Source organism: Pseudaeromonas paramecii, assembly GCF_039540575.1.
Lineage (GTDB): Bacteria > Pseudomonadota > Gammaproteobacteria > Enterobacterales > Aeromonadaceae > Pseudaeromonas > Pseudaeromonas paramecii.
Genome location: NZ_BAABFC010000029.1, coordinates 95,785 through 117,646 on the forward strand (window position 1 = coordinate 95,785; position 21,862 = coordinate 117,646).

Sequence of the window (21,862 nt, forward strand, 5' to 3'; positions counted from 1 at the left end):
ATGGCCGCCAAACTCCCCCCCTTTCATCTGCATGACTCCTTGCAACAGGGCCAGCTGCTGCGTCTGGTGGAGGGGGAGTACGGCCGCCGTGCCGTGCTGGAGAATGCCGATTACCGCTGGCTGGAGCTGGACGGCGTGGTGCAGTCGGTGCTGGTGCGCAAGGATCCGCCCCGCCTCTGCCTGCCCCACCAGCAGACGGTGGCGGAGCTGCTGCCCCCCAAGCTGGCCACCTTCTTGGAGCTGGGCCTGGGGGGCGGCGATCTGACCCGCTGGCTGCGGGCCCGCAACAAGGCCATCCGCCACTACTGCGTGGAGCTGGATCCCATAGTGCTGGAGCTGTATCAGGAGTATTTCCAGGCCAATGCCAAGCCGCGCCTCTATCAGGCCGAGGCCCTGGCCTGGCTGGAGCACTGGCAGCAGCCGGTCGAGGTGGCCCTGGTGGACCTGTTCAGCGGCGACGGCGTGCCCGCCTGCCTGTTCGCCCCCCGCCTCTATGCACGGCTGGCCAGCTGCGTCACCCAGCGGCTCATCATCAACCTGCCGGCCCGGGACGATGCCGAGAGCCAGGTGCTGCTGGAGGCGCTGGAAACCTACTTCATCCCCGAGGGGGAGCAGAAGGTCAGCGGCTACCGCAACCGCATCCTCTGGGCCAGCCCGCGCTGATCGCTACACCTGCAGCCAGAAGGTGACCGGGCCGTCGTTGGTCAGGCTCACCTGCATGTCGGCGGCGAAGCGCCCCGTCTCCACCCTCAGTCCCTGCCGCCGGCCCTGCGCGACAAAGTAGTCATACAAGGATTCCGCCAGCTCGGGAGCCGCCGCCTTCTCGGCGAAGCTGGGGCGCATGCCCTTCTTGGTTTCGGCCGCCAGGGTGAACTGGGAGACCACCAGCAGGCTGCCGCCAGCCTGCTGCACGTTGAGGTTCATCTTGCCCTGCTCGTCACCGAACACCCGGTAACCGCTCACCTTGTGCAGCAGCCGCTCCGCCAGCGTCTTGTCATCGCCCCGCTCCACCCCCAGCAGCACCAGCAGCCCGGGGCCGATGGCCCCCACCACCTGGCCGTCCACCCGCACGCTGGCCTCGCTGACCCGCTGAATCAAGGCAATCATGCCGTCACTCCCTTCTCAACCAAAGGCCGCATTGTCACCGCTCGGGCCCGCCAGGCCAAGGGATACATCAATCCCACTGTGGGCCGTCGCCCTGGGCCTGCTCCCCCAGGGTGGCGGTCACCTCCGCCCCCAGCAGCACGATCAGCCAGCTCAGATAGACCCAGACAAACAGGATGGGAATGACGGCCAGGGCGCCGTAGATCAGTTGGTACGAGGTGAAATGGGTGATGTAGAAGGCAAAGCCCTTCTTGGCCCCCTCAAACAGCAGGGCGGCCACCAGGGCACCCAGCAGGGCATGACGCAACTGCACCTTGACGTTGGGCACCAGCAGGTAGATGAGCAGCATGGCGCAGAAGGACAGCAATAACGGCAACAGCCCCAGCAGCCGACTCATCACCCCCACCACCAGCTCACCATCAAACAGCCGCAGCGACACCACATAGGAGGTGGCCAGCAGGCTGGCCCCCACCAGCAAGGGTCCCAGGGTCAGCACCAGCCAGTAGACGGCGATGGTGGTACTCAACCGGCGCTTGCCCCGGCTGCGCCAGATATGATTGAGGTTTTCGTCGATGGCCGAGATGAGCAACAGGGCCACCACCATCAGGGCCAGCAGGCCGAAGGAGGTGGTGCGGGAGGCATTGCCCACGAAGGTCAGCAGATAGTCGTGGATCACCTCGCCGGCGGTGGGCAAGAAGTTCTCGAACACGAACGCCTCCAGCTGCCGCTGCACCTGCTCGAAGGCCGGCAGATAGGCCAGCACCGCAAACACCACCGCCACCAGCGGCACCAGGGAGAGCAGGGTGACATAGGCCAGGTGTCCGGCCAGCACGGGTAGCCGATCCTCCCGGCTGCGCCGCAGGAAACAGCGCAGAAACGGTAGCAGCCGCCGATGCAGCTTCAAGGGCTTGGATGACGCGAGGATGGACACGGCAGGGCTCCCAGAATGGACTCGACTGAGCAGATCATGGCAGCAAACGACAGCAGATTCTAGATAAAGGAACCCCCGCACATGGCGGGGGTTCTGCTTGAGAGGGAGAAGGCCTTATTCGTCCTTGCCCGCGGCGCGACCGGCGCGCTTACGGTCCATCTCGGTGAGCAGCTTCTTGCGAATGCGGATGCTCTTGGGGGTCACTTCCACCAGCTCATCGTTGTCGATGAACTCCATGGCCTGTTCCAGGGTCATCTTGATAGGCGGGGTCAGCACTATGGCCTCATCGGTGCCGGAGGCTCGCATGTTGGTCAGCTGCTTGCCCTTGAGGCAGTTTACGGTCAGGTCGTTGGAACGGCTGTGGATACCGATGATTTGACCTTCGTATACCTCGGTGGCGTGTTCGATGAACAGACGGCCACGTTCCTGCAGGTTGAACAGGGCGAAGCCCAGGGCCTTACCGGTGGCGTTGGCGATCAACACGCCGTTCTGCCGCTCGCCGATGCTGCCACCCTTGTACTCGTCATAACGCTCGAAGGTGTGGTACAGCAGACCGGTACCGGAAGTCAGGGTCATGAACTCGGTCTGGAAGCCGATCAGGCCACGCGCCGGGATCAGGTAATCCAACCGCACCCGGCCCTTGCCGTCCGGCACCATGTTGGACAGATCCGCCTTGCGCTCACCCAGCTTCTCCATGATGGCGCCTTGGTTCTGCTCTTCGATGTCCACGGTCAGGGTTTCCATCGGTTCCATGCGCACGCCATCGATGGTCTTGATGATGACCTCGGGACGGGACACGGCCAGTTCGAAACCTTCGCGGCGCATGTTTTCGATCAGGATGCCCAGGTGCAGTTCACCCCGGCCGGAGACACGGAACTTGTCCGGATCTTCGGTTTCGTCCACCCGCAGGGCCACGTTGTGCACCAGCTCCTTCTGCAGACGCTCGAGGATGTTACGGGAGGTGACGAACTTGCCTTCCTTGCCGGCGAACGGCGAGGTGTTGACCTGGAAGGTCATGGTGACGGTAGGCTCGTCCACCGACAGGGGCGGCAGGGCCTCCACGGCAGCGTTGGAGCAGATGGTGTCGGAGATCTTCAGCTCACCCAGACCCGTGATGGCGATGATGTCACCGGCTTGGGCACCCGTGACTTCGGTGCGCTGCAGGCCCAGGTAACCCATGACCTGACCCACCTTGCCGGTACGGGTCTTGCCATCGGCACCCACTACGGTCACCTGCATGTTGGGCTTGACGCTGCCACGGGTGATACGGCCGATGCCGATGACGCCCACGTAGGAGGAGTAGTCCAGCTGGGAGATCTGCATCTGGAATTCGCCGGCCGGATCCGCCTTGGGCGGCTCGACGAAATCAACGATGGCCTGGAACAGGGGATCCATGTTGTCGGACGGCTTATCCAAATCCAGGGTGGCGTAGCCCTGCAACGCGGAGGCATAGACGATGGGGAAGTCCAGCTGCTCGTCGGTGGCGCCCAGGTTGTCGAACAGATCGAACACCTGATCAATGACCCAGTCCGGACGGGCACCAGGACGGTCAACCTTATTGACCACCACGATGGGACGCAGACCCTGGGCGAACGCCTTCTGGGTCACGAAACGGGTCTGGGGCATGGGGCCGTCCACGGCATCCACCAGCAGCAGTACGCAATCGACCATGGACATGACCCGCTCTACTTCACCACCGAAGTCGGCGTGGCCGGGGGTGTCGACGATGTTGATGCGGTAGTCATTCCAGCGAATGGCGGTATTCTTGGCAAGGATGGTGATGCCACGCTCCTTTTCCAGATCATTGGAGTCCATGATCCGCTCCTGGCCTTCGCTATTGCGGTCCAGGGTGCCGGATTGTTGCAACAGCTTATCTACCAGTGTGGTTTTGCCATGGTCAACGTGCGCGATAATGGCAATATTGCGGAGCTTGTCTAACATCCTCGCCTCTAAAACAAGTGGGGAAAAATTGGGCAGTCATTCTACTCGGCCACTTGTGATCTTCATAGCAAATTCAACTGAAATTCCGTGATCAAATTTTGCCTTGCCTCACACTATGAGCCCAGAGCGAGTGGACCTGGCGAACCAATTGACCCATTTTGGGGCCTCAAAATGGTTTTCGATGCACCATATTGATGCATGCCGGTTTTTGGTGGATCGGCTCAAAGCCATTACTCTCTGTAAGTTAAAGGAATTAATTTTTTGGCACGCTTTTAGCAGACCTCTTTTCCGAGGCACTGTTGATTTCGAATACGTTTTTACGACACCGGAGGTTAGTTGACATGTCCGCTGCAAATGTTCTGGCGATGATCAAAGAACAAGAAGTGAAATTTGTTGATCTTCGCTTCACTGATACCAAGGGTAAGGAACAGCACGTTTCCATCCCGTCTCACCAAGTCGACGAAGGTTTCTTCGAAGACGGCAAGATGTTCGACGGTTCTTCCATCGCCGGTTGGAAAGGTATCAACGAATCTGACATGGTTCTGATGCCCGACGCCTCTACCGCCGTCATGGATCCCTTCACCGAAGAAGCGACCCTGATCGTCCGTTGCGACATCCTGGAACCCGCCACCATGACTGGCTACGATCGCGATCCGCGCTCCATCGCCAAGCGTGCTGAAGAATTCCTGAAGTCCAGCGGCATCGCCGACACCGTCCTGTTCGGACCGGAGCCGGAATTCTTCGTGTTTGACGACGTCCGTTTCGGCAACACCATGGGCGGTTCCTTCTTCAAGGTTGATGCCGAAGAAGCAGCCTGGAACTCCGCCACCGAATACGAAGATGGCAACAAGGGCCACCGTCCCGGCGTTAAGGGCGGTTACTTCCCGGTTGCTCCGGTTGACTCTTCCCAAGACCTGCGTTCCGCCATGTGTCTGATCCTGGAAGAGATGGGTCAAGTGGTTGAAGCTCACCACCACGAAGTGGCCACTGCCGGTCAGAACGAAATCGCCACCCGCTTCAACACCATGACCAAGAAGGCTGACGAAGTTCAGGTGCTGAAGTATGTCATCCACAACGTGGCCCACGCTTACGGCAAGACCGTAACCTTCATGCCGAAGCCCATGTTTGGTGACAACGGTTCAGGCATGCACTGCCACCAGTCTCTGGCCAAGGATGGGGTTAACCTGTTCGCCGGCGACCTGTACGGTGGTCTGTCTGAAACCGCTCTGTACTACATCGGCGGTATCATCAAGCACGCTAAGGCTGTGAACGCCTTCACCAACCCGGCTACCAACTCCTACAAGCGTCTGGTTCCTGGCTACGAAGCACCGGTTATGCTGGCCTACTCCGCCCGTAACCGCTCTGCCTCCATCCGTATCCCGCTGGTACCGAGCCCGAAGGCCCGTCGTATCGAAGTTCGCTTCCCGGATCCGGCTGCCAACCCGTACCTGGCCTTCGCTGCTCAGCTGATGGCCGGTCTGGACGGCATCATCAACAAGATCCATCCGGGCGAAGCCATGGACAAGAACCTGTACGATCTGCCGCCGGAAGAAGAAGCGCTGATCCCGACCGTGTCCGGTTCTCTGGACGAGGCTCTGGCCTCTCTGGATGCCGACCGTGAGTTCCTGACCCGTGGTGGCGTCTTCTCCGACGACTTCATCGACTCCTACCTGGAGCTGAAGCAAGCCGACGTGGATCGCGTACGCATGACTCCGCATCCGGTTGAGTACGAACTGTACTACTCCGTATAAGCAGAGCCAGTCCCCAAAACCCGCCATCTAGGCGGGTTTTTTTTTGGCGACTCTCCAATAATGAGACCCGAGACCTTTTACCCTCAAGGAGGAACCCATGCGTCTTGCCTGGTTGCTGCTCAGCCTCGCCCTGCCCCTGCAGGCCGCTCAAACCATCTATCGCTGGGTGGATGCCCAGGGGGTTATCCACTTCTCGGATCAACCTCATCCCGGCGCCCAGTCGGAAACCCTACAAATGACCACGCCTCCTCAGGGCGCACCGACGCCGGCTGCCCCAGTTCAGACCAATCAGCCAACGCAAGCCGACCAGACCACGCCCCCAGAGACCGCCTATACCCTAGAGCTGACCAGTCCCAAGGATCAGGAGACACTGTGGAATAACGAGGGCCAAATCCCCCTCAAGGCACGAGTGCTTCCTTTTACCCCCAAGCAGGGTTTCCAGATAAAAGTGCTGCTGGATGGCCAGCAGACCAGCACGCTGACCAATCAGTTACCGGTTTCATTAAGCAATGTGGAACGCGGCACCCACCAGATCCAGCTTCAACTACTGGATAAAGACGGCAAGGTACTTGCATCGTCATCCTCCATTACCGTCTACCTGCACAAGGCATCCGTGCTAAACCGGGCTCGCCAGGCTAAAAGCGCTGGCTGATTGCACCAATACAGGTAGATTAAAAGTCCTTTTTGGTGCACTGCATCATTTTAGGGAGACCGGCCGTGGATAGCCGTCCTGACTTGCCCAAGACCCTGTTGGATAACCTGCTGACCGCTGTGGTGCTGCTGGATACCAACATGGTGGTTCATTACGTCAACCCAGCCGCCGAGCAGCTGCTGGGGGTCAGTGCACGCCGCCTGCTGGGTCATAGCCTGGAACAACTGGTGGAGTATCTCTCCCTGGATCTGGAGCGGCTGCGCGCCTGCCTGAAAATCGGCCAAGGCTTCACCGATAATGAAGTCACCCTGGTAGTGGAGGGTGAAGCCAAGCTGGTGGAAGTCAGCGTCATGGCGGTGTTTGAAAATCACGAACAGCTGGCACTGATGGAGCTGCGCAAGATCGACCAGCAAAAGCGCATCAGTCAGGAAATCCAGCAACACGCACAACAGCTGGCCGCCCGGGATCTGGTCCGAGGCCTGGCCCACGAGATCAAGAACCCCCTGGGTGGCTTGCGGGGCGCGGCCCAATTGCTGGAAAAGGCTTTACCGGAAGAGAGCCTCAAGGAATACACCGGCATCATCATCGCCCAGGCCGACAGGTTGCGGAACCTGGTGGATCGCCTGTTGGGGCCGCAACGCCCCGGGCGTCACCAGGTGCATAATGTCCACTCGGTACTGGAACAGGTGCGCCGCCTGGTGGAGCTGGAGCTGCCCCCTGGTATCAAGATTGAGCGCGATTATGACCCCAGTATCCCGGACTTCGAGATGGAGCCGGATCAGTTGCAACAGGCCTTCCTCAACATAGTGCGCAACGCCGCCGAGGCCATGGGGGATCAAGGCTCCATTCGCCTGAAGACCCGTACCGTCTTCCAGATCACCATCCATGGCAAGCGCTACCGGCTGGCGGCGGAGATCCGCATCATAGACAACGGCCCGGGCATCCCCGAGGCCATCCGTGACACCCTCTTCTACCCCATGGTAACGGGCAAGGAGGGCGGCACGGGCCTGGGGCTATCCATTGCCCAGAACCTCATCGACCAGCACAAGGGGCGCATCGAGTGCGTCAGTTGGCCCGGTCACACCGAATTCTGTATTTATCTACCGCTTCGCAAGTAAGGGAATCATATGGCAGCCAAAGTCTGGATTGTGGACGATGACAGCTCTATCCGTTGGGTACTGGAGCGTGCACTCAGCGCCGAAGGATTCGAGTGCCAGAGCTTTGAGGATGGAGAGAGCCTGCTGAGCCAGCTGGAACAGGATAGTCCCGAGGTCATACTGTCCGACATTCGCATGCCCGGCATCGACGGCCTCACCCTGCTGCAACAGATCCAGGAACGGCAACCGGACATGCCGGTGATCATCATGACCGCCCACTCGGATCTGGACAGCGCGGTCAATGCCTATCAAAGCGGCGCCTTCGAATACCTGCCCAAGCCGTTTGATATCGATGAGGCCGTGGCCCTGGTGCATCGTGCCGAGAGCCACCTCAAGGAGCAGCGCAACAAGCGCCGCGCCAAACTGCAGCCGTCCAGTGCCGCACCGGAGATCATCGGCGAGGCACCTGCCATGCAGGAGGTGTTCCGCGCCATCGGTCGGCTGGCCCGCTCCTCCATTTCAGTGCTGATCAACGGCCAATCCGGTACCGGCAAGGAGCTGGTGGCCCACGCCCTGCACAAGCACAGCCCCCGGGCGGCCAAGCCCTTCATCGCCCTGAACATGGCGGCGATACCGAAGGAACTGATCGAATCTGAACTGTTCGGCCACGAGAAGGGGGCCTTCACCGGCGCCAACAACGTGCGTCACGGCCGCTTCGAGCAGGCCAATGGCGGGACCCTGTTCCTGGACGAAATCGGCGACATGCCGCTGGATGTCCAGACTCGATTGTTGCGGGTGCTGGCTGACGGCCAGTTCTACCGAGTGGGTGGCCATCAGCCGGTACAGGTGGATGTGCGCATCATAGCTGCCACCCACCAGGATCTGGAGAAGCGCGTACACGATGGCGAGTTCCGGGAGGACTTGTTCCACCGCCTCAACGTCATCCGGGTACATCTGCCGGCCCTGCGGGAACGCCGTGAGGACATCCCCCGTCTGGCACAACACTTTCTACTGCGTGCCGCCAAGGAGCTCAACGTCGAGGCCAAACAGCTGCATCCGGACACCGAAGCCTACTTGGGCCGTCTGGCCTGGCCGGGCAACGTGCGCCAGCTGGAGAACGTCTGTCGCTGGCTGACCGTCATGGCCTCGGGCCAGGAGGTGCTGGTCTCCGATCTGCCGCCCGAGCTGCTCAGCCCCAGCGAGGAGCGTCCCATCAGCAGCCGGGGCGATGAGCCCGTCTCCCTGCGCTGGCAGGATCAGTTGCAGCAATGGGTGGCCCAGAAGCTGGCCCGTGGCGAGGTGGACATCCTGGGTGAAGCCCTGCCGGAATTCGAGCGCATCATGCTGGATACCGCTCTGCAGCACACCCACGGCCACAAGCAGGAGGCCGCCCGTCTGCTGGGCTGGGGCCGCAACACCCTGACCCGCAAGCTCAAAGAGCTGGACATGTCATGACCCCCACCGAGGCCGGCCCCACAAGCCGGCCTCATTCGTGGCGCAGTGCCAAGCCGGCGCTTCCCGGCTACAATGGGCCGATTCCCCTGTTCAGTTTTGGAATCGCCATGCTAGATCCCCGCCTCCCCCTCACCGACCTGCACCGCCATCTGGACGGTAACATACGCCCGCAGACCATACTGGCGCTGGGCCTGCAACATGGCCTGAGCCTGCCCGCCACCGAGCTGGAGGCCTTGCGCCCCCATGTGCAAATCGTGGAGAAGGAACCCAGCCTGGTGGCCTTTCTCAGCAAGCTGGACTGGGGGGTCAAGGTGCTGGCGGACTACGACGCCTGCCGCCGGGTAGCCTACGAGAATGTGGAAGATCTCAAGCTGGCCGGCATCGACTATGCCGAGCTGCGCTTCAGCCCGGGTTACATGGCCATGACCCACGGCCTGGCTCCACAGGGCGTGGTGGAGGCCGTGATAGACGGCGTGCGGGCCGGCAGCCGGGATTTCGGCATCAAGACCAACCTCATCGGCATCATGAGTCGCACCTTTGGCCAGGCCGCCTGCCAGCAGGAGCTGGATGCCTGCTTGGCCCATGCCCAGGATCTGGTGGCCATGGATCTGGCCGGTGACGAGCTGGGCTTCCCCGGTCCCCTGTTCGAGTCGCATTTTCGCCAGGTACGGGATGCCGGTCTGCGCATCACTGTCCATGCCGGCGAGGCCGCCGGCGCCGACAGCATCTGGCATGCGGTACGCGCCCTGGGAGCCGAACGCATCGGCCATGGCGTGAAAGCCATCGAAGACCCGCCCCTGCTGGATTACCTGGCGGCGAGGGGCATCGGCATCGAGTCCTGCCTCACCTCCAACCTGCAGACCAGCACGGTATCCGATCTGTCTCGCCATCCCCTGCGCCAGTTCCTGTCCCACGGCATCCTGGCCTGCCTCAACACCGATGATCCGGCGGTGGAAGGTATCGACCTGCCCCACGAGTATCAGGTGGCCGCGCCGCTGGCAGGCCTCAGCGCCGAGCAGATCCGTCAGTGTCAGCTAAACGGCCTGACCCTGGCCTTCCTGAGCCCGGAGGAGAAACGCCAGCTGCAGGCACAGGCCAGCGCTCGGACCTAACGCAGGGAAAACAAAAGGCGCCATCAGGCGCCTTTTTCATCATCATAACCGCAGTTATTGCACCACTGAGACGGTGACCTTGTTGCCAGACTGCACCATGCGCACCCTAGCCCCGGGCTGATAGGCGGCGTTGGGGGCCTGCACCACCACCACGATATCACCGCTGTCCTTCTTGATTTCCAGCTCGGCACCGTCCACCAAGTCCATGGACTCCATGGCCTTCTTGCCCGCCGCGGCACCAGCCACGGCACCGGCGGCGGTCGCCAGATCCTTGCCCTTACCACCGCCGACTGCGCTACCCAGCACACCACCGATCACAGCACCGCCAATGGTGCCCAGCAGGGAATCTCCCCCCGCCTGGATCTTCACCGGACGAATGGAAACCAGGGTGCCATAGACCACGGTCTGGGTGACCTTGGCCTGCTCGGCGGTATACACATCCCCGGAGTAGAGATTCTGATTGGCACACCCGGTCACCGCCAGGGCGGCCGTCATAACCCACAACAACGATTTTGCGCTTTGCATCTTGAGACTCCTCGGCGAACAGGCCAACTCGCTGAACCTAATGGAATGGGGGGCATCAGCACCCTCCTGGCGGCCCTGTGACAGTTAAGCATAGGCAAGCTTACACCAGCCTGACCGCCCTTACGACAAGGCCTGTGCCGGCGGAATATACGAGGTCCCCACAGAATCGGCTACCCCGCCGTGGGTGATCTGGCCCGCATGGACATTCAGGCCGGCCGCCAGATGGGGATCCTGCCGCAGGGCGTCCAGCCCCTGATCCGCCAATGCCAGTACGAACGGCAAGGTGGCGTGGTTCAAGGCGAAAGTGGCGGTACGGGGCACGGCGCCCGGCATGTTGGCCACGCAATAATGCAACACCTGATCCACCAGATAGACGGGATCGCCATGGGTGGTGGGCCGCGAGGTGGCAAAACAGCCACCCTGATCGATGGCCACATCCACCAGCACGGCACCGGGCTGCATCCGCCCCACCAGCTCCCGGCTCACCAGACGGGGGGTGGACGCGCCAGGCACCAGCACGCTGCCGATCACCAGATCCGCCGTCAGGCAGTGCCGCTCCACCGCCTCGGCGGTGGCAAACTCGGTTTCCAGCTGGTTGCCAAACTGGCGCCACAGTCGGCGCAACACCGCCAGATTGCGATCCAGCACCCTTACCCTGGCCCCCATGCCACAGGCGATCATGGCGGCATGAGAGCCCACCACGCCGCCCCCCAGGATCAGCACCTCGGCCGGCGGCACCCCGGGCACACCACCCAGCAACACGCCGCGGCCCTGTCGGGGTTTCTCCAGATAGCAGGCGCCGGCCTGCACCGCCATGCGACCGGCCACCTCCGACATGGGTGCCAGCAGGGGCAAGCCGCCCTCGGGCGAGGTCACCGTCTCATAGGCGATGCAGCTGGCGCCACTGGCACACAGCGCCTGGGTGAGGACCGGTGCCGCCGCCAGATGCAGGTAGGTAAACAGCAGCTGGCCCGGCCGCAGGTAGCCACACTCCTCAGGCTGGGGCTCCTTGACCTTGACCACCAGCTGCGCCTCGGCAAACAGGCTGGCCGCCTCCCCCACCAGCCGGGCTCCCACGGCGGCATAGTCCGCATCCGTTACCCCGATGCCAGCACCGGCACCGCATTGCACCAGCACCTCATGGCCACGGGCCACCAGCTCCCGCACACCGGCCGGCGCCAGGCCGACCCGGTACTCCTGTGCCTTGATTTCCTTGGGAATACCCACCCGCATACCGCCCCCTAGGCCCCACAGGCCAACGGCAGACCGCCTTGGATCTAGGTGTAGCCCTTGGCAGACAGGGACGCCAAACGGTCGGTGGCGAAACGTGAGAGGGGAAGGAACAAACGACCGGGGCTCCTGGCCCCGGCACTCAGATCACCCGGGAGAACTGCTGTTGGCGGGCCCGCTGGCGCAGGTAGACATCAAAGCACATGCAGATGTTGCGGATCAGCAGGCGACCGGTGGCGCTCACCTGGATGCCGTCGCTATCGAGGGTCACCAGACCATCGGCCACGAAGGGTTGCAGCAGCGCCAGATCCTCGGCGAAGTAGTCGGCAAAGCGCAGGCCATGGCGCTCTTCTATCTCGGCAAACGCCAGGCGGAAGTTGCAGATCAGCGCCTTGATGACATCCCGGCGAATGAGATCGTCCCGGTTCAGGGCGCAGCCCTTCCACTGGGCATGGCCCAGGCTGTCCACCTGCTGGTAGTAGGTCTTCAGATCCTTCTGATTCTGGGAGTAGGCATCCCCCAGCATGCTGATGGAAGAGACCCCCAGCCCCAGCAGATCGCACTCGCCCTGGGTGGTGTAGCCCTGGAAGTTGCGGTGCAGCTCACCGCGGCGCTGGGCCTGGGCCAGCTCATCCTCCGGCAGGGCGAAGTGATCCATGCCGATGTACTGGTAGCCCGCCTCGGTGAGGAAGGCGATGGTCTGCTGCAGCATGGTCAGCTTCTGGGCCGCGGTCGGCAGCGTCTCATCCTTGATCTTGTGCTGACCGGGGAAACGCGCCGGCAGGTGGGCATAGTTAAACACCGACAGGCGTCCCGGGCGCATGGCCACCACCTGCTCCAGGGTGTGCAGGAAGCTCTCCGGGGTCTGCAGCGGCAGTCCGTAGATGAGATCCAGGTTGGTGGAGGCAAAGCCCAGAGCATCGGCCCGCTGCAGCATGGCGCGGATGAAGTCGTTGTCCTGTACCCGATTCACCGCCGCCTGCACCTTGGCATCGAAGTCCTGCACCCCTATGCTCAGGCGGTTGAACCCCACCTCCTTGAGCAGATCCAGGGTATCCAGGGCGATCTCCCGCGGATCCACCTCTATGCTGATCTCCGCCGTGTCGGCGAACTGGAAGTGCTGGCGCAGCAGCCCCATCAGCTGGCGGATCTCGTCGTGATTCAGGTAGGTGGGCGTGCCGCCGCCCCAGTGCAGCTGGGTGACGGTGCGGCCGGCAAAGCGCGGCGCCAGCTGGGCGACCTCCTTGGCCAGGTAGTCCAGGTACTCGGCGGCCTTCTGGGTCTGGCGGGTGATGATCTTGTTGCAGGCGCAGTAGTAGCACAGCATGTGGCAGAAGGGGATGTGCACATACAGGGACAGAGGCCGCGCCGGATACTGCGCCGCCGCCTGCAGGAACTGCGGGTAACCGAAGCCCTCGTCAAACTCCAGGGCTGTGGGATAGGAGGTGTAGCGAGGGCCGCTGTAGTTGTACTTCTGGATGAGTGCCTCATCCCACTGGACTGGATGCAAGATGCTACCTCTCAGATCGGCGCGGCCTGCCGGCCGCCTTATTGCTTGCCCTGGCGGGGTTCGTCACCCAGGGCATTGGGATCGAAATTGTCATCCATGAAACGCTGCCACAGCTCCTCGCTATGGGCTGACTCATCGGCCGGCGCTTCGTCGTCTTCATCCTCGTCGTCCAGCCCCAGTTCGGCCATCAGGGCCTGGTGGCGGGCCAGCTGGGCATCCACCCAGTCCTGCTCCTCGCTGGTGATGGGCTGACCTTCGTCCAGCCGATCCAGCAGACGACTCAAGCGCTCATCGTTCTCGATGGCCAGCAGCTCCTTTTCCAGAGCCGCCGGATCCGGCTTGGCCTGAGTGACCGGCTTGGCCTTCGGTTTGGGTTTAGCGGGGGCGCTGGGGGCCAGGCTCACCGGCTTGCGGGAACCCACCCGGGGATCTGCCGGCTGGCCACCGCGTTTGGCCTTGTCATCCTGGGTCGCCTCACCGTGCCGGCTGCCGGCCTTGAGCCCCTTGCGCTTGGCGGCGCGCTTACGCTCGCGGGCCACCCGGGCCTGCTCTTCAGACTCACGCTTGGGCGCCTTGCGGGCGGCGGGTTTGGGGCTGGTTTTCATGACGCTCTCCGACTGAATCAAGTGAACCGGGCCAAGGCCGGCGGGCCGACATTGTGCCACGAAAGGCCGAGCCACCCAAGGCATGTCCAAACTGCGGCAGGACGGCGGCCACGCTTTTGCATCCCGGCGCTTGTCAGGGCCCGGGCAAAGGGCGTTAGAATCCGGCCTTCATCCTTATCAAGCATAGGCTCGCCATGGCTCAGCGCATTCCCATTCCCCTGTACGCCCACATCCTCAACCTCATCGGCTCCCTGCTGCTGGCCTGGGGCATACTGGAACACTTCGACCTGTTTCACCTGCTGCCGGCCAACTGGTATATCAGCCTCGGCGGACTGGGGGTGGACACCCTGATCATCCTGCTGGGGCTGGTGTGCATCATCCCCCACCAGATGATAGTGGTGACGGCCGCCCTCAACCGGCGGCGCCGCTAAGCTGGACGCCATTCCTGGCCCGGACTATTGTGGCTAGAATTTGATAACGACACAGGCCCCCAGGTGCCCTGGCACCTGCTCCTCAAGGGATACATCATGAAAAAGAACGAGGCCGTTACCACAGAAGACATTCTGATCAAGCTGTGTAACTCCGTCACCGACGTGCTGGGTGCCGCCAGCGGACTGGATATCAACTACTCCCCCATGGTGCAGCGCATCCACAAGACCTCGCTGAAACCCGATCTCGGCTGCTTCGTGCTGTTCGACGGCGCCTTCTCCGGCCTGGTGGTGATCAACTTCACCGCCGCGGCTGCCATGGAGGTCTATCAGAGCTACCTGATGAGCATGGGCATTCCGCAGGAGGAGCTGGCCACCCAGCACACCTCCGACGAGGTGGGCAACGTGATGGGCGAGCTGATGAACCAGATACTGGGCGACTTCACCGGCAAGGTGAGCCAGCAGCTGCAGACCTCCATCAGCCAGAGCCAGCCCAAGATGCTGACCCTCAACAAGCAGGTGCTGATCTCGGTGGACACCAACCTGGACCGCCCCCAGGCCCGCCGCGTCTCCTTCTATACCACCCGCAACAACATCTTCTATCTGGAACTGGCCATGGACAAGACGGAGTTCATCCAGTTGCATGACTTCCAACCCGAAGTGGTGGACCCCGATGCCATCCTGGCCGGCAACAGCCAGCCCGCCGCCCAGTCGGAAAGCAAGTCCGGCGACAGCTCGGAGCAGGATGACCTGCTCGCCTCCCTGGGGTTATGATGCCAAGGCCGCCGATAGGCGGCCTTTGTTTTGCCAAGGAGGCGTCATGCTCGACCCCCATACCCTGCTGCTGTTTCTCACCAGCGCCCTGTTGCTCTGTCTGGCGCCGGGTCCGGACAACCTGTTCGTGCTGGGGCAGGCCATGCTGCGCGGCCCCAAGGCCGGCTACCTGGTGACCCTGGGCCTGGCCACCGGACTCATAGTCCACACCTCCGCCGTGGCCCTGGGGGTGGCCGCCCTGTTTCAGGCCTCCGCCCTGGCCTTCACCCTGTTGAAAGTCGGCGGCGCCGCCTACCTGCTCTACCTGGCGTGGGGCGCCTGGCGGGCCGGCGCTCAGGGGCTGAGCCGCGAGCAGGTCCAGCTGTCGTCCCAGGCCCTCTACCGGCGCGGCATCCTGATGAACCTGACCAATCCCAAGGTCTCCATCTTCTTCCTGGCCTTCCTGCCGCAGTTCACCCAGCCGGAGCAAGGCCCCTTGGCACCGCAGCTGTTGCTGCTGGGCGGGCTCTTCATCCTCTGCGCCCTGCTGGTGTTCGGCTTCATCAGCCTGCTGGCCGGCCGGCTGGGCAACTGGTTTGCCCGCCAGCCCAAGGCCGAGAGCTGGATGAACCGCGTCGCCGGCACCCTGTTTGCCGGCCTGGCCCTGCGCCTGCTGGTGACAGAGCGCTAATCCCGCAGGGTCCGCCAGGCCAGCTCGATGGCCTGAAAGCGCCCCACCTCACCCCCGCGATCGGGATGATGCGCCAGGGCCAGGGCCTTCCAGCGCCGACGGATGTCGGCCTGGGAGGCGCTCTGGGGCAGCTCCAGCACCGCCAACGCCGCCAGACGGGCCGCCGGCTCAACCTGGTAGCAGAAGGCCTGCCAAAACCCCGCCAGCAGAGCCGTCACCTCGGCCTCGTCGGTCTGCCAGAGATTTTGCCAATCCAGGTAGTAGTCCCGCAGAGGATCCGAGGCCTGCAGGCTCCCCCTCGACACCTGCCCCACATCGATATGCAGATCCAGCGGGCTGACCGCCAGCCAGTCGCCCTGCCGGGACAAGAGCCCCTGCAGCTGGTACAGGCCGTTCATCAGCAGGAAGTTGGTGCGAAACAGCCCCAGATCATCACCGGCCTGGCCCCGCGGCAGCAGGCCGTCGGCCTGTAGCTGGGTCATCAGCTCATGCAGCTTGCAGGGCCCCTCGGCCGCTTGCAGCCGGGCCAGCAAGGGCAGCAATAAGGGGTTATCGTCGGCAGACGCCGGGGAAGACAGGGACACGGGACGATCCACAGGTGAGTGAGTCATGCTATTATGTTCGGCTGCCGGGCTTGACGGCGTCAACCCGACAGGCCCGACCCACTTTTGACTCACCACGGGGAACTCACCTTGGAAAACCAGACCCTGAACTTTCATAAGGTCCACTTTGTGACCAGTGCCCCGGATATCCGGCACCTGCCGGATGACGACGGTGTGGAAGTGGCCTTCGCAGGGCGCTCCAATGCGGGCAAATCCTCCGCCCTCAACGCCCTCACCGGCCAGCGTCAGCTGGCGCGCACCAGTAAGACCCCGGGCCGTACCCAGTTGATCAACCTGTTTGAGCTGGAACCCGGCAAGCGGCTGGTGGACTTGCCCGGCTACGGCTATGCCCAGGTGCCCGAGGAGATGAAGCGCAAGTGGCAGGCCTCCTTGTCCGAATACCTGCAGAAGCGTGAATCCCTCAAGGGGCTGGTGCTACTGATGGACATCCGCCACCCGCTCAAGGACACGGACACCCAGCTGCTGGAGTGGGCCACCGCCAACGGCATCAAGGTGCTGGCGCTGCTGACCAAGTGTGACAAGTTCAACCCGGGCCCGCGCAAGACCATAGTCCAGCAGGTCCGCCGTCAGGTGGCCGAGTTTGGCGGCGACGTCCAGGTGGAAGCCTTCTCTTCCTTGAAAGGCATAGGTGTGGAGCTGGTGAGCCAGGTGCTGAGCCGCTGGTATCTGGAGCACGAAGACGCCGCGGCGCAAGACGACGAGCTCGTCGATCCCGTCTGATCCCGCCTGATCCCGCTTGCCGGGCACTCGCCCATAAAAAAACCCCGGTGCAAACGCACCGGGGCAGCTAGTTTAAGCTCTCACACTAGGTGAAAAATTAAAGGTCTGATTGATAGAACATCTTACCTCTATACCCTACGCGCCCAATCTAACTAAGCTCGGCCGAGCTGAAAAGATCGTGAAAACGGTTTATTTCTCTTTATTTTTCCATAACTTGATTGAGACCATTTTCATGGCCAACCAAATCGCGGGCAAAAAAAGACCCCATACAAGACGGGGTCAACAAAATGGTCCAATTTCCATGTAACTAATTAGTCAGTGGTTTCGAGAATAAGTTCCCTGACCATCATAAATTTTGTCAGTGGGCCTGATCCCAGTTATCTCCCACGCCGATGCCCACCTCCAGCGGTACATCCAGATTGGCCGCCTCGCCCATCAGCCGGCGGATCTCCGGCAAACAGGCGTCCACCTGATCCTCCTGCACCTCAAACACCAGTTCATCGTGCACCTGCATCAGCATGCGGATGCGCCCCTCAGGCTGCTGGGCTATCCAGTCCGCCAGCGTGAGCATGGCGCGCTTGATGATATCCGCCGCCGTGCCCTGCATGGGCGCGTTGATGGCGGCCCGCTCCGCCGCCTTGCGCAGCCCCTGGTTGCGGGCCTTGATGTCCGGCAGGTAGAGGCGCCGGCCGAACAGGGTCTCCACGTAGCCCTGCTCCTCGGCCTGCTGGCGGGTGCGCTCCATGTAGGTGAGCACCCCGGGATAGCGGGCAAAGTAGCTGTCCATGTAGTGCTGGGCTTCACTGCGGGGAATGCCCAGCTGCTTGGCCAGGCCGAAGGCGCTCATGCCATAGATGAGGCCGAAGTTGATGGCCTTGGCGTTGCGGCGCTGATCGCTGGTCACCTGCTCCGGGCTCACCCCCATCACCTCGGCGGCGGTGGCGCGGTGGATGTCCTGGCCGGCGGCAAAGGCCTTGAGCAGCCCCGCGTCCCCGGACAGGTGCGCCATGATGCGCAGCTCGATCTGGGAGTAATCCGCCGCCACCAGCTTGTAGCCGGCCGCCGGTACGAAGGCCTGGCGAATGCGCCGGCCCTCCTCGGTGCGGATGGGGATGTTCTGCAGGTTGGGATCGGACGACGAGAGCCGCCCCGTGGCGGTCACCGCCTGATGATAAGAGGTGTGCAACCGGCCGGTGGCGGCGTTGATCATCAGGGGCAGCTTGTCGGTGTAGGTGGACTTGAGCTTAGCCAGGGAGCGATGCTCCAGCAACAGGCGCGGTAGCTCGTAGTTCTCCGCCAGCTCCACCAGCACCTCTTCGGCGGTGGACGGCGCCCCCTTGGGGGTCTTCTTGAGCACCGGCAGGCCCAGCTTGGTGTAGAGGATCTCCCCCAGCTGCTTGGTGGAGGCCAGGTTGAAGGGCTCGCCGGCCAGCAGGTGTGCCTGCTCCTCCAGCTCTTTGAGCCGCGCCGCCAGCTGCAGGCTCTGCTCCCCCAGCCGCTGGCTGTCGATGCGCGCGCCGGTGCGCTCCATGTCCGCCAGCACGCCGATAAGCGGCAGCTCGGTGCTGGTAAACAGTTCGGCCAGCTTGGGCTCGGCCTCAAGGCGCGGCCACAGGGTCTGATGCAGCCGCAGCGTGATGTCGGCATCCTCGGCGGCATAGGGGGCGGCCTGCTCCAGCTCGATCTGGTTGAAGGTCAGCTGCTTGACTCCCTTGCCGGCGATCTCCTCGAAGGTGATGGTCTTGTGGCCCAGGTACTTGTCGGCCAGATCGTCCATGTTGTGCCGGGTGGCGGTGGCATCCAGCACATAGGACTCCAGCATGGTGTCAAAGGCGATGCCCCGCAGCTTGATGCCATGGTTCTGCAGCACATTGCGGTCGAACTTGAGGTTCTGGCCCACCTTGGGTCGGGCCGGATCCTCCAGCAGCGGCTTGAGCTGGCCCAGCACCCAGTCGCGGTCCAGCTGAGCCGGCGCCCCCAGATAGTCGTGGGCCAGGGGCACATAGGCCGCCTGCCCCGCCTCAATGGCAAAGGAGACGCCGACTATCTTCGCCTGCATGTAGTCCAGGCCGTCGGTCTCGGTATCGAAGGCAAACAGGGGCGCGGCCTGCAAGCGGGCCAGCCAGTGGGCAAAGTCTGCTTCGGTGAGGATGGTTTGATAGTCCAGCTCGGCGGGCGCGTCCGGCAGTTCGGCCTGACTGGCGGCCTTGGCCGCCACGGCACCGCCCAGCTCCTCGATCAGCCCCTTGAACTCCAGCTCGCCATACAGAGCCTGCAAGGCGGCCAGATCCGGCGCCGGTTTGCCGATGTCGGCGATGCCCAGGGGCAGCTCGACATCCGTCTTGATGGTGGCCAGGGTGCGGGAGAGGCGGATGATCGCCAGGTGCTCGCGGAACTTGTCGGCAAAGGTCTTGCTGCCGCGAAAGCCCAGGGCCGCCACCTGATCCAGATTGGCCGCCACCGCTTCGATATCCCCCATGCCGCTCAGCAGGGCCACCGCCGTCTTGGGGCCGACCCCCGGCATGCCGGGGATGTTGTCGCTGCTGTCCCCCATCAGGGCCAGGTAATCGATGATGAGCTCAGGGGGCACGCCAAAGCGATCCACCACCCCCTGACGATCCGTGGTCTCCCCCTTCATGGTGTCGATCAGGGTGACATGCTCGGACACCAGCTGGGCCATGTCCTTGTCCCCCGTGCTGATCAGGGTGTCGATCTGCTGCTCGGTGGCCTGACGGGCCAGGGTGCCGATGACATCGTCCGCCTCCACCTCGTCGATGATCAGCAGCGGCAGCCCCATGGCCTTGACGATGGCATGAATGGGCGCCACCTGCGCCCGCAGGTCATCCGGCATGGGTGGCCGGTGGGCCTTGTAGTCGGCATACAGGTCGTTGCGAAAGCTCTTGCCCTTGGCATCGAACACCACAGCCACCGGGGATTCCGGGTATTGCTTGAGCAGGCTGCGCAGCATGTTGGTCATCAGCCGGGCGGCGCCGGTGGGACGGCCGTCGGCGGTGCGCAGGTTGGCCTGCTGGGAGGCAAAGAAGGCACGATAAAGGTAGGACGAGCCGTCCACCAGTATGAGGGGTGCAGCGGTTGTCATGACGAGGATCCTGCAACTGACGAGGTGGCGCTAAGGATGCCACAGGGCGGGGGGCGAACCAAGGGAACGCCTGTGCATAACGAACAAAAGCTGTGGATATCTCTGTTGAAGACAGGGGCCATCGCTGGCGTCACAGCGGCGACGTCAGTGATTACTTCCGACAACAAGTCTTAAACTACAAGGACTTAGATAGTGAACGCTAACTGCGCTCTTCCGTCAGGCGCCAACATGAAAATGTGGACAACCTTTCTGGGGGAGACGGCGTGGCGTGCCACAAACCGTCTTGTTTGGCTCCGCCCGGAGGCCGAGGCCATATTTTGCACGACGCCGATACCGGCGACGTGCGACAGATCACAAGGCTGACATCCTGCTGCAAAAAACATCAGCTAGCCGGCGACAGACTCGACTGGCCCAGCAGGCGACGACTCAGGTAACGCAGCAGCACCCCGTAGGCCGGCACGAACAGCCCCAGGCTGATGAGCAGCTTGATGCCGTAGTCCACGGTGGCGATCTCCGGCCAGTGCTCGGCCATGAAGGGATCCGAGCTGTGCCAGAAGGCGATGCCGAAGAAGGCCAGAGTATCCAGCAGGTTGCCCACCAGGGTGGACGCCGCCGGCGCCGCCCACCACCAGCGCAGCTGGCGCAGGCGGTTGAAGATGGAGACGTCCAAGATCTGCCCCAGCAGATAGGCCATGAAGCTGGCGCAGGCGATGCGCGCCACGAAGGGATTGGGCGCCAGCAACTGGGACCATCCCTGGAACTGCCCCTGCATGAACAGCACTCCCAACAGGTAGGAGAGCAGCAGGGACGGCAACATGACCGTCAATATGATGCGCCGTGCCAGCGCCGCGCCAAACAGGCGAACCGTCAGATCCGTCGCCAGGAAGGTGAACGGAAAGCTGAAGGCTCCCCAGGTGGTGTGCAGCCCAAACAGGCTGATGGGCAGTTGCACCAGGTAATTACTGGCGGCAATCACAGCCACATGGAACCAGGCCAGACGAATGAGCGCCGTCCGGTAGGGCGCGGAGATAACAGGCAGCATATTGTGTCCTTTTTGATGTGCAATCCGATGGGGTGAGGGAACCCATCTGCCAGCCAGAAGCAGGCAAGGCGGCGCATTATACGCAGTTTAGAAGGCGCGGCAAGGATCAATCGGGATCCAGAGGATCATCCGGCCGGCCCCGGCGTTGACAAGGCCGCCGCCAGCCGGGATCCTTGGCAGCCTAAAGGGAGGATCCCATGACCTATCTGTTTGTTGCCTGTGGTGGCGCCATTGGCGCCTGTCTGCGTTTTAGCCTCACCGAACTGATGGCCAGCCTGCTGGGCCGCGCCTTTCCCTATGGCACCCTGAGCGTCAACCTGCTGGGCTCCCTCATCATGGGCCTGATGATAGGCGCGGTGCAGCAGGGCTATATCGAAGCCCAGCCCTGGCGGCCGCTGATCATGGTGGGGTTGCTGGGGGCGCTGACCACCTTCTCCTCCTTCTCGCTGGACACCCTGGTGCTGCTGCAACAGGGCGCCTGGCTCAAGGGCGCCCTCAACGTGCTGCTCAACGTCACCCTGTGTCTGGGCCTCACCTGGCTGGGCATGCAGTGGATGATCAACCGCGGCTAGATCCCCTCACCCCCCTTTTG

Annotated in this window: 21 protein-coding genes; 11 read left to right on the top strand and 10 right to left on the bottom strand. The window is 62.7% G+C overall.

Features of this window, described 5'->3' with window-relative positions; genetic code table 11:
* On the top strand, positions 1–663 hold the full coding sequence (locus tag ABD847_RS16315) for a polyamine aminopropyltransferase (protein ID WP_345014944.1): 663 nt from the start codon (positions 1–3) through the stop codon (positions 661–663).
* Between the two features lie 3 nt (positions 664–666).
* Here ABD847_RS16315 and dtd read toward each other — a convergent pair whose 3' ends face one another.
* The 3 genes from dtd to typA form a co-directional block, all read right to left on the bottom strand.
* Positions 667–1,107: a D-aminoacyl-tRNA deacylase gene (gene dtd, locus ABD847_RS16320; protein WP_345014946.1), complete on the bottom strand. Its 441-nt coding sequence runs from the start codon at positions 1,105–1,107 to the stop codon at positions 667–669.
* Positions 1,108–1,174: 67 nt separating this feature from the next.
* The gene (locus tag ABD847_RS16325) at positions 1,175–2,008 is read right to left on the bottom strand and encodes a virulence factor BrkB family protein (protein WP_345015069.1); all 834 of its coding nucleotides are present in this window, start codon (positions 2,006–2,008) and stop codon (positions 1,175–1,177) included.
* Between the two features lie 141 nt (positions 2,009–2,149).
* Positions 2,150–3,976: a translational GTPase TypA gene (typA, locus tag ABD847_RS16330; protein ID WP_345014947.1), complete on the bottom strand. Its 1,827-nt coding sequence runs from the start codon at positions 3,974–3,976 to the stop codon at positions 2,150–2,152.
* Between the two features lie 341 nt (positions 3,977–4,317).
* On the opposite strand from typA, the gene glnA reads away from it, so the two are divergent.
* From glnA to add, 5 genes are all read left to right on the top strand, one after another.
* Positions 4,318–5,727 (top strand): glutamate--ammonia ligase, encoded by a 1,410-nt coding sequence (gene glnA / locus ABD847_RS16335; RefSeq protein ID WP_345014949.1) that lies wholly within the window; start codon positions 4,318–4,320, stop codon positions 5,725–5,727.
* Between the two features lie 97 nt (positions 5,728–5,824).
* Positions 5,825–6,379 (top strand): DUF4124 domain-containing protein, encoded by a 555-nt coding sequence (locus ABD847_RS16340; protein WP_345014951.1) that lies wholly within the window; start codon positions 5,825–5,827, stop codon positions 6,377–6,379.
* Positions 6,380–6,444: 65 nt separating this feature from the next.
* On the top strand, positions 6,445–7,497 hold the full coding sequence (glnL, locus tag ABD847_RS16345) for a nitrogen regulation protein NR(II) (RefSeq protein WP_345014953.1): 1,053 nt from the start codon (positions 6,445–6,447) through the stop codon (positions 7,495–7,497).
* Positions 7,498–7,506: 9 nt separating this feature from the next.
* Entirely contained in the window at positions 7,507–8,931 is a 1,425-nt protein-coding gene (glnG, locus tag ABD847_RS16350; protein ID WP_345014954.1) for a nitrogen regulation protein NR(I), read from the top strand.
* A 107-nt stretch (positions 8,932–9,038) separates the two neighbouring features.
* Positions 9,039–10,043, top strand: a complete 1,005-nt coding sequence (gene add / locus ABD847_RS16355; protein WP_345014956.1) for an adenosine deaminase — start codon at positions 9,039–9,041, stop codon at positions 10,041–10,043.
* Positions 10,044–10,097: 54 nt separating this feature from the next.
* Here the strand turns inward: add and ABD847_RS16360 are convergent, their stop codons facing one another.
* The 4 genes from ABD847_RS16360 to yihI all read right to left on the bottom strand — a co-directional run bounded on the left by ABD847_RS16360 (position 10,098) and on the right by yihI (position 13,913).
* On the bottom strand, positions 10,098–10,568 hold the full coding sequence (locus ABD847_RS16360; protein WP_345014957.1) for an outer membrane lipoprotein: 471 nt from the start codon (positions 10,566–10,568) through the stop codon (positions 10,098–10,100).
* A 120-nt stretch (positions 10,569–10,688) separates the two neighbouring features.
* On the bottom strand, positions 10,689–11,801 hold the full coding sequence (gene ald, locus ABD847_RS16365; protein ID WP_345014958.1) for an alanine dehydrogenase: 1,113 nt from the start codon (positions 11,799–11,801) through the stop codon (positions 10,689–10,691).
* Between the two features lie 139 nt (positions 11,802–11,940).
* Complete coding sequence (hemN, locus tag ABD847_RS16370; RefSeq protein ID WP_345014960.1) at positions 11,941–13,308, bottom strand: oxygen-independent coproporphyrinogen III oxidase; 1,368 nt, start codon at positions 13,306–13,308, stop codon at positions 11,941–11,943.
* A gap of 38 nt (positions 13,309–13,346) precedes the next feature.
* Complete coding sequence (gene yihI / locus ABD847_RS16375; protein ID WP_345014961.1) at positions 13,347–13,913, bottom strand: Der GTPase-activating protein YihI; 567 nt, start codon at positions 13,911–13,913, stop codon at positions 13,347–13,349.
* A gap of 194 nt (positions 13,914–14,107) precedes the next feature.
* Between yihI and ABD847_RS16380 the strand changes: the two genes are divergently transcribed.
* The 3 genes from ABD847_RS16380 (at position 14,108) to ABD847_RS16390 (ending at position 15,785) form a co-directional block, all read left to right on the top strand.
* Complete coding sequence (locus tag ABD847_RS16380) at positions 14,108–14,344, top strand: hypothetical protein (RefSeq protein WP_345014963.1); 237 nt, start codon at positions 14,108–14,110, stop codon at positions 14,342–14,344.
* 96 nt (positions 14,345–14,440) lie between these two features.
* On the top strand, positions 14,441–15,115 hold the full coding sequence (locus ABD847_RS16385) for a DUF3334 family protein (protein WP_345014964.1): 675 nt from the start codon (positions 14,441–14,443) through the stop codon (positions 15,113–15,115).
* A 46-nt stretch (positions 15,116–15,161) separates the two neighbouring features.
* On the top strand, positions 15,162–15,785 hold the full coding sequence (locus ABD847_RS16390; protein ID WP_345014966.1) for a LysE family translocator: 624 nt from the start codon (positions 15,162–15,164) through the stop codon (positions 15,783–15,785).
* Here the strand turns inward: ABD847_RS16390 and ABD847_RS16395 are convergent.
* Positions 15,782–16,369: a DNA-J related domain-containing protein gene (locus ABD847_RS16395; RefSeq protein WP_345014968.1), complete on the bottom strand. Its 588-nt coding sequence runs from the start codon at positions 16,367–16,369 to the stop codon at positions 15,782–15,784. The genes ABD847_RS16390 and ABD847_RS16395 overlap by 4 nt on opposite strands.
* 108 nt (positions 16,370–16,477) lie before the next feature.
* Here ABD847_RS16395 and yihA point away from each other — a divergent pair, with 108 nt between their 5' ends.
* On the top strand, positions 16,478–17,128 hold the full coding sequence (yihA, locus tag ABD847_RS16400) for a ribosome biogenesis GTP-binding protein YihA/YsxC (protein WP_345014970.1): 651 nt from the start codon (positions 16,478–16,480) through the stop codon (positions 17,126–17,128).
* 358 nt (positions 17,129–17,486) lie between these two features.
* On the opposite strand, the gene polA is transcribed toward yihA, so the two are convergent.
* Both polA and ABD847_RS16410 read right to left on the bottom strand, forming a co-directional pair.
* Positions 17,487–20,228, bottom strand: a complete 2,742-nt coding sequence (gene polA / locus ABD847_RS16405) for a DNA polymerase I (RefSeq protein WP_345014972.1) — start codon at positions 20,226–20,228, stop codon at positions 17,487–17,489.
* A gap of 382 nt (positions 20,229–20,610) precedes the next feature.
* The gene (locus ABD847_RS16410) at positions 20,611–21,267 is read right to left on the bottom strand and encodes a 7-cyano-7-deazaguanine/7-aminomethyl-7-deazaguanine transporter (RefSeq protein WP_425568477.1); all 657 of its coding nucleotides are present in this window, start codon (positions 21,265–21,267) and stop codon (positions 20,611–20,613) included.
* A 200-nt stretch (positions 21,268–21,467) separates the two neighbouring features.
* Between ABD847_RS16410 and crcB the strand changes: the two genes are divergently transcribed.
* Positions 21,468–21,842, top strand: coding sequence for a fluoride efflux transporter CrcB (gene crcB, locus ABD847_RS16415; RefSeq protein WP_345014976.1), 375 nt, complete (start codon positions 21,468–21,470; stop codon positions 21,840–21,842).
* The last annotated feature ends 20 nt before the right edge of the window (positions 21,843–21,862 follow it).

What these genes read in the sequence shown, in the direction of transcription:
- ABD847_RS16315 (WP_345014944.1), top strand. Translation starts at nt 1, where the DNA reads ATGGCCGCCAAACTCCCCCCCTTTCATCTGCATGACTCCTTGCAACAG.
- dtd (WP_345014946.1), bottom strand. Translation starts at nt 1,107, where the DNA reads ATGATTGCCTTGATTCAGCGGGTCAGCGAGGCCAGCGTGCGGGTGGAC.
- typA (WP_345014947.1), bottom strand. Translation starts at nt 3,976, where the DNA reads ATGTTAGACAAGCTCCGCAATATTGCCATTATCGCGCACGTTGACCAT.
- glnA (WP_345014949.1), top strand. Translation starts at nt 4,318, where the DNA reads ATGTCCGCTGCAAATGTTCTGGCGATGATCAAAGAACAAGAAGTGAAA.
- ABD847_RS16340 (WP_345014951.1), top strand. Translation starts at nt 5,825, where the DNA reads ATGCGTCTTGCCTGGTTGCTGCTCAGCCTCGCCCTGCCCCTGCAGGCC.
- glnG (WP_345014954.1), top strand. Translation starts at nt 7,507, where the DNA reads ATGGCAGCCAAAGTCTGGATTGTGGACGATGACAGCTCTATCCGTTGG.
- add (WP_345014956.1), top strand. Translation starts at nt 9,039, where the DNA reads ATGCTAGATCCCCGCCTCCCCCTCACCGACCTGCACCGCCATCTGGAC.
- ABD847_RS16360 (WP_345014957.1), bottom strand. Translation starts at nt 10,568, where the DNA reads ATGCAAAGCGCAAAATCGTTGTTGTGGGTTATGACGGCCGCCCTGGCG.
- ald (WP_345014958.1), bottom strand. Translation starts at nt 11,801, where the DNA reads ATGCGGGTGGGTATTCCCAAGGAAATCAAGGCACAGGAGTACCGGGTC.
- yihI (WP_345014961.1), bottom strand. Translation starts at nt 13,913, where the DNA reads ATGAAAACCAGCCCCAAACCCGCCGCCCGCAAGGCGCCCAAGCGTGAG.
- ABD847_RS16380 (WP_345014963.1), top strand. Translation starts at nt 14,108, where the DNA reads ATGGCTCAGCGCATTCCCATTCCCCTGTACGCCCACATCCTCAACCTC.
- ABD847_RS16385 (WP_345014964.1), top strand. Translation starts at nt 14,441, where the DNA reads ATGAAAAAGAACGAGGCCGTTACCACAGAAGACATTCTGATCAAGCTG.
- ABD847_RS16390 (WP_345014966.1), top strand. Translation starts at nt 15,162, where the DNA reads ATGCTCGACCCCCATACCCTGCTGCTGTTTCTCACCAGCGCCCTGTTG.
- polA (WP_345014972.1), bottom strand. Translation starts at nt 20,228, where the DNA reads ATGACAACCGCTGCACCCCTCATACTGGTGGACGGCTCGTCCTACCTT.
- crcB (WP_345014976.1), top strand. Translation starts at nt 21,468, where the DNA reads ATGACCTATCTGTTTGTTGCCTGTGGTGGCGCCATTGGCGCCTGTCTG.